At 41.2% G+C, this 12,921-nt stretch carries 12 protein-coding genes and 1 other RNA gene; 9 read left to right on the top strand and 4 right to left on the bottom strand.

Annotation, left to right across the window (positions count from 1 at the left end; genetic code table 11):
- Positions 1–13: 13 nt before the first annotated feature.
- Positions 14–1,270: a 2-oxoglutarate dehydrogenase complex dihydrolipoyllysine-residue succinyltransferase gene (gene odhB, locus C6Y02_RS09250; protein ID WP_034660924.1), complete on the top strand. Its 1,257-nt coding sequence runs from the start codon at positions 14–16 to the stop codon at positions 1,268–1,270.
- Between the two features lie 26 nt (positions 1,271–1,296).
- Here the strand turns inward: odhB and C6Y02_RS09255 are convergent, their stop codons facing one another.
- The 4 genes from C6Y02_RS09255 to C6Y02_RS09270 all read right to left on the bottom strand — a co-directional run bounded on the left by C6Y02_RS09255 (position 1,297) and on the right by C6Y02_RS09270 (position 6,692).
- Positions 1,297–2,256 carry a bile acid:sodium symporter family protein gene (locus C6Y02_RS09255; RefSeq protein ID WP_106031090.1) on the bottom strand — a complete coding sequence of 320 codons (960 nt, stop codon included), beginning with the start codon at positions 2,254–2,256 and terminating at the stop codon, positions 1,297–1,299.
- Between the two features lie 158 nt (positions 2,257–2,414).
- A complete protein-coding gene (locus tag C6Y02_RS09260; protein WP_060596547.1) occupies positions 2,415–3,236 on the bottom strand; it encodes a superoxide dismutase in 822 nt (273 codons plus the stop codon).
- Positions 3,229–5,103 carry a terpene cyclase/mutase family protein gene (locus C6Y02_RS09265; protein ID WP_106031091.1) on the bottom strand — a complete coding sequence of 625 codons (1,875 nt, stop codon included), beginning with the start codon at positions 5,101–5,103 and terminating at the stop codon, positions 3,229–3,231. Before C6Y02_RS09265 ends, C6Y02_RS09260 begins: the two co-directional genes overlap by 8 nt.
- Positions 5,104–5,207: 104 nt before the next feature.
- Positions 5,208–6,692, bottom strand: coding sequence for an aldehyde dehydrogenase family protein (locus C6Y02_RS09270; protein WP_060596545.1), 1,485 nt, complete (start codon positions 6,690–6,692; stop codon positions 5,208–5,210).
- A gap of 213 nt (positions 6,693–6,905) precedes the next feature.
- Here C6Y02_RS09270 and C6Y02_RS09275 point away from each other — a divergent pair, with 213 nt between their 5' ends.
- The 8 genes from C6Y02_RS09275 (at position 6,906) to C6Y02_RS09310 (ending at position 12,784) form a co-directional block, all read left to right on the top strand.
- Positions 6,906–7,118, top strand: a complete 213-nt coding sequence (locus tag C6Y02_RS09275; RefSeq protein ID WP_012010250.1) for a DUF6501 family protein — start codon at positions 6,906–6,908, stop codon at positions 7,116–7,118.
- Between the two features lie 49 nt (positions 7,119–7,167).
- Positions 7,168–7,305, top strand: coding sequence for a DUF4025 domain-containing protein (locus C6Y02_RS09280; RefSeq protein ID WP_223249850.1), 138 nt, complete (start codon positions 7,168–7,170; stop codon positions 7,303–7,305).
- 447 nt (positions 7,306–7,752) lie between these two features.
- Positions 7,753–8,091, top strand: a complete 339-nt coding sequence (locus tag C6Y02_RS09285) for a PH domain-containing protein (RefSeq protein WP_024422682.1) — start codon at positions 7,753–7,755, stop codon at positions 8,089–8,091.
- Between the two features lie 172 nt (positions 8,092–8,263).
- On the top strand, positions 8,264–8,911 hold the full coding sequence (locus C6Y02_RS09290) for an SDR family oxidoreductase (protein ID WP_106031092.1): 648 nt from the start codon (positions 8,264–8,266) through the stop codon (positions 8,909–8,911).
- Between the two features lie 91 nt (positions 8,912–9,002).
- Positions 9,003–9,503, top strand: a complete 501-nt coding sequence (locus C6Y02_RS09295; RefSeq protein ID WP_034660918.1) for a TraR/DksA family transcriptional regulator — start codon at positions 9,003–9,005, stop codon at positions 9,501–9,503.
- Positions 9,504–9,635: 132 nt separating this feature from the next.
- A non-coding RNA gene (gene ssrS / locus C6Y02_RS09300) (6S RNA) lies at positions 9,636–9,821 on the top strand.
- A 133-nt stretch (positions 9,822–9,954) separates the two neighbouring features.
- A complete protein-coding gene (recQ, locus tag C6Y02_RS09305; protein ID WP_106031093.1) occupies positions 9,955–11,736 on the top strand; it encodes a DNA helicase RecQ in 1,782 nt (593 codons plus the stop codon).
- A 256-nt stretch (positions 11,737–11,992) separates the two neighbouring features.
- Positions 11,993–12,784: a LysM peptidoglycan-binding and 3D domain-containing protein gene (locus C6Y02_RS09310; protein ID WP_034660916.1), complete on the top strand. Its 792-nt coding sequence runs from the start codon at positions 11,993–11,995 to the stop codon at positions 12,782–12,784.
- Positions 12,785–12,921 lie beyond the last annotated feature (137 nt).

The raw sequence follows: 12,921 nt of genomic DNA on the forward strand, positions 1-12,921 counted from the left end.
GGGGAAATGAAAAATGGCGGAAATTAAAGTACCTGAATTAGCGGAATCGATCTCGGAAGGAACGATTGCTCAATGGCTAAAGCAGCCGGGCGATTATGTGGAGCAGGGAGAGTACCTGTTAGAACTTGAAACAGATAAAGTCAATGTCGAACTGACAGCCGAAGAATCTGGTGTACTGAAAGAAGTGCTGAAAGATTCTGGTGACACTGTACAAGTTGGAGAAGTCATTGGAACAATTGCAGCAGGTGAAGCTGGCGGAAGCGAGTCCGCAGCTCCAGCACCTGAGCAAGAGTCTGCACCAGCTTCGAAAGAAGAACCGGCAGCTGCCCAAAAAGAAGAAGCAGTGAAAGAAGAGCCGAAATCTGGTAATGGCAGAACCATTGCTTCTCCTGCAGCTAGAAAACTGGCGAGAGAGAAGGGACTAGACTTATCTGAGATTCCAACCGTAGATCCGCTGGGCAGGGTACGAAAGCAGGATGTCGCTTCTTATCAAAAGAATGAAGCACCTGCAAGTGCACCGAAAGCCGCGCCAAAAGCAAATGCTGCGGTGCAAAATGAGCAACCAGGAAAGCCAGTTGAACGTGAGAGAATGTCACGCCGCAGACAAACGATTGCAAAACGTTTAGTTGAGGTTCAGCAAACGGCTGCGATGCTGACAACATTTAATGAAGTGGATATGACGGCCGTGATGGACTTAAGAAAGCGCCGTAAAGATGCCTTCCTTGAACAAAATGATGTAAAGCTTGGCTTCATGTCCTTCTTCACAAAAGCAGTTGTAGCAGCACTGAAGAAATATCCGCTGCTTAACGCAGAAATTCAAGGTGATGAGCTTGTCTTGAAGAAATTCTATGACATCGGCATCGCCGTTGCTGCTAACGAAGGACTTGTCGTACCGGTTGTCCGTGATGCAGACAGATTGTCGTTTGCAGGGATTGAAAAGGAAATTGGTCATCTTGCGAAAAAAGCAAGAGATAACAAATTGTCTCTGAATGAGCTACAAGGTGGATCATTCACGATCACTAACGGTGGAACATTCGGTTCACTGCTTTCAACACCAATTTTAAACAGCCCTCAAGTTGGAATTTTAGGTATGCATAAAATTCAGCTTCGTCCTGTGGCAATTGATGAAGAACGTTTTGAAAACCGTCCGATGATGTATTTAGCTCTTTCTTACGACCACCGAATTGTCGATGGTAAAGAAGCAGTTGGATTCCTTGTCACGATTAAAAACTTGCTTGAAGATCCGGAGCAGCTATTGCTTGAAGGATAATCTTCAATTTGAAAAGCTAGCACCCGTTAAGGTGCTAGCTTTTTTTCTTTTTCATTTTCAGGATTTCCTTTTTTTGACCAATATGTTGCAAGCCAGGAACCAGATAAATTATGCCACACACTAAAAATGGCACTTGGTACGGCTGCAAGTGGCGAGAAGTGTGCTGTCGCTAGAGCTGCACCGAGTCCAGAGTTTTGCATGCCAACTTCGATCGAGATCGCTCTACGAGAAGGGATATCCATTTTGCACCACTTTGCGATCAGGTAACCAAATAAAAGACCAAGTCCATTATGTAATATAACAACCGCCAATATCAGCAGTCCAGATTGAAGAATCTGCTCTTTATTTGCACTGACAACCGCAGCAATGATCACCACAATTCCGGCAACAGATACAAGCGGCAGTGCTTGAACCGCATACGATACTTGTTTTTTAAAAAACAATTTCACAAGAATACCTAAAATAATAGGGATTAAGACAACTTGTACAATGGATAAAAACAGAGCCTCTGGTGATACAGGTAACCAAGATCTTGCAAAAATTAAAATGAAAACAGGGGTTAAAAACGGCGCAAGCAATGTTGATAGGGTGGTTACAGCTACAGATAAAGCTGTATTTCCTTTCGCCAAAAAGGTCATGACGTTCGATGCTGTACCGCCTGGGCAGCAGCCTACGAGAACAACTCCTACTGCGATTTCAGACGGAAGCCGCAGTCCGTAAGCTAACAAAAAGGCAAGAAGCGGCATGAGTGTGTACTGCGTCAGCACCCCGATCAGAACATAAAGAGGTTTTCGAAACAGTTCTTTAAAATCTTCAGCGGACAAGGTAAGCCCCATTCCAAACATAATAATACCGAGTAAAAAAGGAATATACGGTCCAATCTTAGAGAATTCGGCAGGAAAGGCAAATCCAAAAAGTGCAAAGACAATGACCCAAATCGCAAAGGTCCTTCCTGCAAAGTGACTAATAGTTAAAAGAATCTTCATTTATTGTTTCAACTCTCTTTCCTTACATATCTTTTATATTTTAAACGAATTTTCTGAAAAAACAACCCATTCTTTATAGTGATGATCATAATAAAATTATGTAAACTAAATTGAATTAAAAACCCCCATATAAGCATTTGCCTATATGGAGTATCGTCTTAAAAAGGGGTCCATTTCACTTGCTGAGCTTGCTTTAGTCGTGCTTCTGGCTCACGCCAGTCAACGACATTCCACCAACGGTCTACATATTGTGCTTTTTCATTCAGATATTGCAGATAGTAGGCATGTTCCCATACGTCAAGAGCTAGAAGAGGGATCACATCCCATTGTGATAGAAATTGATGGCGTTCGGCTTGTAAAATCTCTAATCGTTGAGATCTTGGTGCCCATACAAGAATGGCCCAGCCAACACCTTCTACTTGTTTGGCTGCAGCTGAAAATTGGGATTTGAATGCATCATAGCTTTCAAACGATTGTTCAATGAGACGCAGCATTTGTCCAGTGGGCTTTCGTTTTCCTGAAGGACTCATAGAAAACCAAAAAATGCAATGTAAATAGTGTCCCGCACCATTGAAGGCAAGCTCCCGTTCCCAATGCTTGATCATTTTAAAATCATTGGTTCTTCTCGCTCTTTTTAAGGCAAGCTCAGCTTGGTTCAGACCATCAACATATGATTGATGATGTTTCTGGTGATGCAAATACATAATCTCTTTTGAAATAAACGGTTCTAGTGCATCATACCGGTAAGGGAGCGGAGGTAATTTATGGTCGCCAGCTGCCACATCTCGCATTGCTTCTAGTGGTTTCATATCCTCTGCAATACTTTCAGCCAATTCGTACCACTCTTCTTCACTGGAATATTCATCATTCATGATGAACGATAAATGTTCTGTTTTCTGACGGATGTTGTCATCTTGAACTGCACCTTGAATGGAGCTAAGCCAATCTTTAAGCTGCATGCGATATTCTTCCTTATTCATTTTTACGCCTCATTTCTTCTAAAAATGTGGAACAAGCCATCATTGGAAAGACAAATGGATAGCTATGATAGGTGATGTAAAATTGCTTTGGAAGACCAATGCCTACTGGATAGTGCAAGGCTTCACTCGAGTGCTGATGATGAATCAAAAATGAGATGGCTTTTAAAATTGTTGTGTGATCCGGCTTCTCATATTGTAAAAGTGCCTCAGCAGCCCAAGCCGTTTGAACCACTGTTCCAAATGGGAGCGGGACATATCTTTTTACCTCTGCACTTTTACACGATTCTCCGAAGCTGCCATCTTCCAATTGAATTGTTTTTAAAAATCGACACGCTTTTTGAACAGCAGGATGCGATGAGGGGATGCCAGCAGCCTTTAGTCCTGTTAATGCAGCCCAGGTTCCATAAATATAGCAAACGCCCCATCTGCCAAACCATGATCCGTTGTTCTCTTGATGATCAAGAAGCCATTTTACGCAATGATCTTTTTGCCTTTGCATGAGTGGTGACATGTTGTTCTCTTCAAGACCGATGAGATGAAGCACACGACCTGTAATATCAGGAGTAGATGGGTCAATGGCCGCATCCTCAGCAGATTCGAGCGGAAGATGACGAAGCAAGAAGTGATCTTGATTTTTTTCAAAAGCAGAAAAGCCGCCATCACGGTTTTGCATGGAAAGAAGCCAATCAAACCCTCGTTTCCACTGAACCGGTGCGTAGGTGTGAGGAATGGCTTTTAACACAATTTGCGTATCATCACAATCAGGGTTATTTGTGTTCAAATCTGAAAAACCAAAGCCTCCCGGAGCCGCATGCCGGTTATGAATCGCCCAATCTGCTTTCTTCATTTGCTGCCGGTTCAATAAGTACGTAAAAGACTTTTCGATAACTGGATCTTCTTGTGTTCTGCCTGCTCGCTGAGAAGCATAACTGACAAGCGCTGTATCCCAAACTGTGGATGTAGAATTCTCAGCATATTTCCTGCCCCCACAGTCAGTGACTATCTTTTTCATCCCTTTAACTGCTTTTAAAATGAGATGATGTCCTGGAGAGTATCCAAGACTCATGAGTGCATAGACCATAAAAATACTGGCACTTAAATAGCTGTACAGCGTGCCATCTTTTTCAAGGCGGTCAAACATATACCGCTTCGCTGCCTCATACCCGAAAAAGTCGAGGCGGCTGTCGAGTGCTGTATACGACCGCATGTACGCTAGAAAGTGGTGAGTGGAACGTTCTTCTCTTGCCATAAACCAGTCAAAAGGACTTTTAGACATGTTCGCATCAAGATGTGCTAAGCTTGGAAACTTTTCATGAGAGGTATATCGTTTGTTGAGTGCAATCATCATTGGGACAAAATGAATTCTTGCATATGCACTAAGATGATAGAAGTGCAGCGGAAAGTATGTAGGGATGAGTAAAAATGAAAGTGGCGCATAGAAGTATGGCCAAGGGTGCATGCCATTGACGGCAAGCATCCACTTTGTCATAAAATGAACGTCTTTTAATCCGCCTTTTGATCGAATAAAGTGTGCTGCTTTTTCCATATGCGGCTCATCTTGTTGAAACCTCCCTGAAACGAGCATTCCACAATAGCCTTGCACAGTCGCTGTTACATGTCCCGATTGATCATGATACAAAGAAAAAGAACCATCTTCATTTTGCTTTTCGCGAATTGCTTCTGCCAATTGATGAACGAGTGCCTGGTCCGAATCACCGACAGCCTTTAACAGCATAATCAAAAAAGCATTTGTCATCATTGGGCCTTCAAAGCAGAAGACAAAAGCGCCATCTTCTCGTTGTCTGCGTAGCATTTGCATGTGCAATTCATCAATAAATTCGTTTACTTTCGTTTTGAAATCTTGCATATGCGGCCATGCTCCTTTCCTTTATTACTATATTCAGGAGACTGCCTGTCACATGCAATCACAAAAAAAAGCCGATGACATGGTCACCGGCTTTATAGGCGTCATTAGTCTTGGAGATTAATCCACACACTTTTGACTTCTGTATAGTTGTTAAGGGCGTATGATCCCATTTCTCTGCCAAGACCTGATTGCTTGTATCCTCCAAACGGGGCTGCAGCATCAAAGACATTATAGCAGTTGACCCAAATCGTGCCTGCTTCAAGACGTGCAGCAATGTCATGGGCATGTTTTAAGTTTTCTGTCCAAAGTCCTGCTGCTAATCCATAGTCAGACTGGTTGGCTCTTTCGACCACTTCATCAATGGAATCGTATGGAATCGCAGATAGGACAGGCCCGAAGATTTCTTCTTTTGCGATGGTCATGTCATCTTCTACATCTTTAAAAACAGTAGGGGAGACAAAATAGCCAGCCTCATAAGGGCAATCGCCACCGACAACGGCTGTTGCACCTTCAGATTTACCTTTTTCAATATATCCTAACACGCGCTCATGCTGTTCTTTACTTACAAGAGGTCCGATTTGCGTATCTTGATGAAGACCGGCGCCTTGCTTGAGGGATGTCGCATACTTAGCCATTTGATCGACAACCTCATCATATTGACTCCGGTGAACAAAGACTCTAGAACCTGCAGAGCACACTTGGCCTTGGTTAAACATGACCCCATTTAAAGCACCTGGAATGGCTTTCTTTAAATCGGCATCTGGCAATATAATATTTGGTGATTTTCCGCCAAGTTCTAATGTGACCCTCTTAATGGATTTGGCTGCTTTCTCCATGATGAGTTTCCCAACGCTTGTTGACCCCGTGAAGGCAAGCTTATTTACATCAGGGTGATCGGTTAATGCGTTTCCAGCTGTTTCACCAAATCCAGGAACGATGTTAATCACACCTTCTGGGAAGCCGGCTTTATCCACTAATTCAGCTAAATAAAGAGCAGAGAGGGGTGTTTGTTCTGCTGGCTTTAAAACGATGGTGCAGCCAGTTGCAAGTGCAGCACCCATTTTCCACATGGCCATGAGCAGCGGGAAGTTCCAAGGAATGATTTGTCCTACAACACCAACAGGCTCATGACGGGTATAATTAAAATAACCTTGACTGACAGGAATGGTTTGTCCGCTTATTTTGGTCGTCCAGCCCGCATAATAGCGCATATGCTCAATGGCGAGAGGGATATCTGCATTTGTTGTTTCATTAATTGGTTTTCCGTTATCTAAAGTTTCAAGCTGCGCGAGCTCTTCTTGGTTTTCTTCCATTAAATCAGCAAGCTTGAACATGAGGCGGGCGCGTTCAGCGGCAGACATTGAGCGCCATGGGCCTTGAAAGGCTTTTTTGGCAGCCTTTACTGCTTCATCAATGTCTTTTGCACCTGCTTCATATACATCAATAAGGGTTTCACCTGTGGCTGGGTTAGGAGTCGAAAAGGTTTTGTTATCGTGACTTGTGACAAACTGACCGTTAATGTAGAGTTTTTTCGTCCCTTGGAGAAAAGAATCGAGTTTTGAACTAATTTGAAGTGTTGTAGAGCTCATAAATAAACAAACCTCCTTAAAGATATGGGTTGTTCTGCGAGTTCTAGGTGGAAAAGCGGACCTGAAGCAAATGAACCAGTATACGCACATGTGTGTAAACGTATACATTCATCATATTACACGACATGTTTAAAAGCAATCCATAACACTCATTGCATTTCACGAAAAATTGGCTACAATAAATGTATAGATGAAAAAAGGAGTTTTTAAATCATGATCCATCAAAACTGGCAAACGGCTCAAACGTTAAAGCAAGTAAAATGTATACATACGAATGCGAAAAAATATATGGTCGATCGTGCACTAACGGTTGGAAGCACATATGAAGTGAAAAATGAGACAGAAGAATTCCTGTTTGTCGTTGATAATACAGGTAAAGTAGGCGGGTATTATAAAGAGTATTTCGAAGACATTTCTGCTGAATGATTTTAGTGATCATCACTCATACTAAGAAAAACAGTAAAGGATGATGATGATGAAAAAGAAGCAAACAGACGAGCAGAATAATCAAAATGCTTGGCATGATCACGAAGATGCTGATATGGCGATTACGCTTGAGCAGATTTCCGATGTATATGCCGAGGGAACCATTGATACACCAAAAGACGAATAGTCCAGATTGTTGACAAAGTGCTAAAATGATCTTTATTTTAGCACTTTGTCTTCTTTTTCAGCGTGACATGAAAACCTTTGCAGTCTAGGAAGGACGAGTACCGGAGCGGAGCGAATTTGACATTCGTGAGCACCGGCGCGCAGGACTGACAAAGAATGCGAGGGTTTGTATACACGCTGACAGTGATTTGAAAAAATCACTGTTTTTTTATTGGTAACATTCAGCAATTTTTCTCAAAAAGAACTGAAACTTTTTTCCTGCTTTAACTGTCTAAATAAGTAGAGGAAAGAGCATCGAATCAAAAAGAAAAAGTTAAATGAAATTTAATCTATTCGTAATGGAATAACGACCATTTATAGCGTATTCTATAAGTGAGAATAAAACGTACCCACAGAGCGTGCGTCCGTTTTTTCATAAAGGAATTTGATGGAGGAAGAGGGGGTTTACGTGGGTATTTTTTCTGTCAGTAAACAAAATGATAAGAAATTCGAATCCTTACTAATTGAAGGGGAAAGAATTGAGGCTGTTTACAGACTGCGTCACGACCAAATTTGTTTCACCAATAAACGACTGATCTTTGGCGATAACCGCGTATTTTCTAAGAAGAAAGTCAGGGTCTCCTTGCCGTATCGATCAATTGAAAGTTTTGCCATTCAAGAAGCTGGCGTGTTTGATCAGGACACAGGTATGCTGCTTGTCACAAGCTCAAAAGTATTTGAACTCGATTTTTCGAAAGAGACGGATTTGAGTGATGTGCAAGCCATTTTGACAAAACATCTTTGCTGATCAATCTTGCGATTACATAGATCATGCACTTTTCTCATTCTACTTATTTTAATAGATCGCACATTTCCTGAGCCCTTACCCATATTTTCTGGGAAGGGCTTTTTTTGTTTAGGTGTTTGAATGATAGCAAAAAAGGATAAAGATGAAACAAATACAGAAAGGAGAATGAACAATGAAAGTATTAGTTGCTGGAGCAAATGGACATACAGGCAGGCTCGTCATTCGTTATTTAAAAGAAAAAGGACATGAGCCGCTTGCTCTCATTCGAGATGAAAAACAAGCGGATGCGCTAAAGGAACTTGGTGCAGCGCCTGTCATCGGTGATCTTGAAAAGGATGTGACAGATGCTGTGAAACAAGCAGATGCTGTCATCTTTGCAGCTGGTTCAGGCTCAAAAACAGGTGCAGATAAGACGATTGCAGTGGATCAAGAAGGTGCAAAACGCCTTGTCGACACAGCGAAAAAAGAAAACATTCAGCATTTTGTTATGCTGAGTTCCTATAATGCCGATGACCCAAACCAGGGAAAAGGGCAAGGAAGTATGGAAATTTATTATGAGGCGAAAAGAAAAGCAGATGAACACTTAAAACAGTCTGGGCTTTCCTATACCATCGTCCGCCCAGGTGCCTTGCTGCATGAGGAAAAGACAGGAAAGATTGAAGCTGCGGAGCATATTCCAGATGATCAAAACATTGAGATTTCAAGAGAGGACGTAGCCGCTGTACTTGTGGAAAGCTTAACGGAATCCAATGTGAAAAATAAATCCTTTGACTTGATTAAAGGGGATAAACCAGTAGAAGAAGCACTTCGTACTCTGTAAGAGAAGAAAGCTGCTGCCAAAAAGGCGGCGGCTTTTTTGATGTTTTCAATTCCCTTGCAGCGGGAAGGTAATGAGAAAGGAGTGATTGACCGTGGGCTTAACGAAAGAACAAAAAGCTGATTTATACGAAAGGTTGAATCAATTAAAGGGAGATGTAAAAGGATCAAAAAAGAAAGAAGAATCTATGCTAAGTGAATCCAGCGAGATTTCAAATGGTGTTGGGAACCATATCGCTGATCATGGGAGCATCTATTTAGACCGCATGACAGAACAAACGCTGGATCAAGTTGATGGCGAGCTTGAAGACGAAATTGATGCAGCACTGAAACGAATGGAAGACGGAACATATGGGATATGTGAGAAAACAGGGAAAGACATTCCATATGAACGTTTAAAAGCAGTCCCATATACACGTTATTCAATCGATGCGAAGAAAAACGAAGAAACCACTCAAGACCCAAACGAGTTTGACCGTAATTTCTCTGATCAAATGCGTGATTTAACAAATAGAGAAACAATGGATCAGATGCATTCAGATACGTATGAACGATTAGAGGAAGAGCAGGATGTTGACATAGACGAAGAAAAATAGGATAATAAGTTGAATTTACATTTTTTCAGAATAATGTTTTCTTATGTGTGCAAGGACAAATATCTTGTATATATAAGTATTTCTTAGAAAAAAGATCTCTTGAAATTTAATAAACTTTCGTGTAATATAGTTTAAAGGCTGCGATGCGCGTAATGTTAATTAAGTTTTAACCTTTAAGCTGTAATAGGGAGTTTTATATTGAAGCCGGAATGTCATGCCTCCTTAGAGAGGAAGACAGGAACGTTTCTGCAAACACCCACTTTGAGGAGTGGTGGTTTAAAACTTTCTTACTTAGATTACGGCATCCGCAGCTTTTCCTAGGATGATTCAAGCCATTTTCCATTTCGGAAAATGGCTTTTTATTTTGTGAAAATGCGAAATTGGACAGATCGCCTGTAGAGGCAAGAATATATGTTAAAATGGACAAAACTAATGACGGAGAGGGAATTGGATGTTAGAACAAGCAGAAGCACTCCTGAAACAATACTATGGCTTTGATGTCTTTAGAAAAGGACAGAAACAAGCCATTGAAGCGATTGTAAATAAACAAAAGGATACTGTCTGCATTATGCCGACAGGCGGTGGGAAGTCAGTTTGCTATCAGATCCCTGCCCTCATGATGGAAGGCACAACGATCGTTGTATCTCCGCTTATTTCTTTAATGAAGGATCAGGTCGATGCGTTAAATGAGATGGGAATACGTTCTTCCTTTTTAAACAGCACACTTTCCGCAGCTGAAATGAATGAAAGGCTGAAAAAATGCGAAAATGGGGAATATGAGCTGCTTTATATCACACCTGAACGCTTACAAAATGAACGTTTTTTTCAGCTGCTGGATCGGTTAACGATCCCTTTAATCGCGATTGATGAAGCGCACTGTATATCTGAGTGGGGGCATGATTTTAGGCCAAGTTATCGCTTCATTCAAGAATGCTTGAACAAGCTGTCAAAAAGACCGGTGATTGTCGCATTAACAGCTACAGCGACGAAAAAGGTCCACCAAGATATATGTGAACAGCTTGGCATGAACGGAGAAGAAACCATCTTTACTGGGTTTGCTAGAGAAAATTTGTCCTTTCAAGTGATCAAAGGGGAAAATAGTGACCGTTTTATCACACAATATATGAAGAAAAACAGTCTTGAGTCTGGCATTATTTATACAGCAACTCGTAAAGAAGCGGATAACATTTATAATCGACTGAAAAAACAAAAGATCAAAGCTGGCGTTTATCATGGCGGATTGGATGACCATACGAGAGAAGAGCAGCAAAACCTGTTTTTAAATGATGACATCCAGGTTATGGTCGCTACATCAGCATTTGGCATGGGAATCAATAAGTCGAATGTACGTTTTGTGATCCATCATCAAATTCCAAGGGATATTGAAAGCTACTATCAAGAAGCTGGGCGTGCCGGCAGAGACGGGCTTGAAAGTGAATGCATTTTACTGTTTTCACCACAAGGCGTAAGAGTGCAGCGCTTTCTCATTGAACAGTCAATAGAAGATGAGACGCGCTACCAACATGAACTGCTTAAATTAAGGCAAATGGTGGATTACTGTCATACCGAGCAATGTCTGCAGCAATTTGTGATGGACTATTTTGATCAAACAGCTAGTTCGCCTTGCGGTAAATGCAGCAACTGCCTTGATGAGAGAGAGCGTGAAGAGGTCACAAGAGAAGCACAGATGGTGTTATCTTGTACAGTGAGGATGAATGAGCGATTCGGTAAAATGATGATAGCCCAAGTACTGGCAGGCTCTAAAAACAAAAAAGTGCTTGAACTAGGTTTCGACCGTCTCCCTACATATGCTTTAATGAAACAACATTCGGCTCAGCAAATCAGTGACTTCATTGAATTTTTAATTACAGAAGAGTATTTGCACATGTCTGAAGGTGCTTACCCAACACTTAAGGTGACCCATAAAGGGAAGAAAGTGTTAGTTGGACAAGAGACAGTGTATAAAAAGCAGGCGATCAAAGCAGAGGCCATTCAAGAAAATGATGCATTATTTGAGCGATTGAGATCGCTGAGAATGAAGCTAGCCAGAGAGCAAGGTGTCCCGCCGTTTGTTGTTTTTTCTGATCAAACATTGAAGGAAATGTCAGCTGTAGAGCCTCAAACAGATGAAGAATTACTCCAAATTAAGGGGATTGGCGCTCAAAAAAGAGAGAAATACGGAGATGTTTTTTTAGAAGAAATTCGTTTATTTATAGAAAAAGAGAAAAAATAAAGTGTTTAAAGAAGAAAAATAAATTTTTTTCGCTGCACTTGGACACGTTTTCATCAGGTCGTTTTCGATCCTTTTAAAACCTTGATATGGCGGGGAATCAAGCCGTTTTGTGGTCTGATTTACCAATGGAGAGAGATGTTTCATGTAAAGGAACTGTAATCTAAAACATATCGTTTTGTTATTGAAATGACATTTACATATGTTACGATAGCACTCGTTAGCCGCCATAAAAAGCTAACAAGGGAGGATTTACTTTATGAAGAAGACTATTATGTCCTTGGTTGCTGTTGCAGCAATCTCAACAACAGCATTTGGAGCGCAGCAAGCTTCTGCAAAGGAAATCACTGTGAAGAAAGGTGATACACTTTGGGGAATCTCTCAAAAAAATGATGTGTCTCTAAAAGACCTAAAGGGTTGGAACAATTTATCTACTGATATGATCTATGTAGGTGATAAATTGACAATCTCTTCAAAAGAGAAAACTCAGGAGCAGTATAAAGTCCAGAAGGGGGACAGCCTCTGGAAAATCGCTCAAAAATTCAATGTGTCAATTAGCGATATTAAGTCTTGGAATAACTTAAACTCAGATATAATTATGGTTGGTTCAACACTAAGTGTTGCTGGTCAAAGCTCGGCTCCGGTAAGCTCAGAACCTGTTCAAAAACAGGAACCTGTCCAAAAAGAGCAAACAACGAAAAAAGCTGCTCCTAAAAAGGAAACAGCTAAAGCAGAATCATCTTCTGCTAGTCAAAGTGTACAAAAAGAAATGACTGTTACGGCTACGGCTTATACAGCAAATGATGGTGGCATCTCAGGTATCACTGCAACAGGGGTAAACTTAAACAAAAACCCAAACGCAAAAGTCATTGCAGTAGATCCTAATGTCATTCCACTAGGAAGTAAGGTTTATGTTGAAGGCTACGGTGAAGCCATCGCAGCAGATACTGGCGGCGCAATTAAAGGTAACAAAATTGATGTACATGTACCGAGCAAATCCCAAGCGCAAAATTGGGGCGTAAAATCAGTCAAAGTAAAAGTACTTAACTAGTAAACAATTGTTTTTTGGAAGAAAGCATCAGGTGGCGGCCTGATGCTTTTATTATACCCTTTTTTTGGTCAAAAATACACATATTTTTCTGAAAAGTTTGCATTTTCGACAAAAAGCAGCGCATATCTTATGATACA

Source organism: Bacillus sp. NMCC4 (assembly GCF_002998555.1).
In the GTDB taxonomy this organism is placed as follows: Bacteria; Bacillota; Bacilli; order Bacillales; family Bacillaceae; genus Bacillus.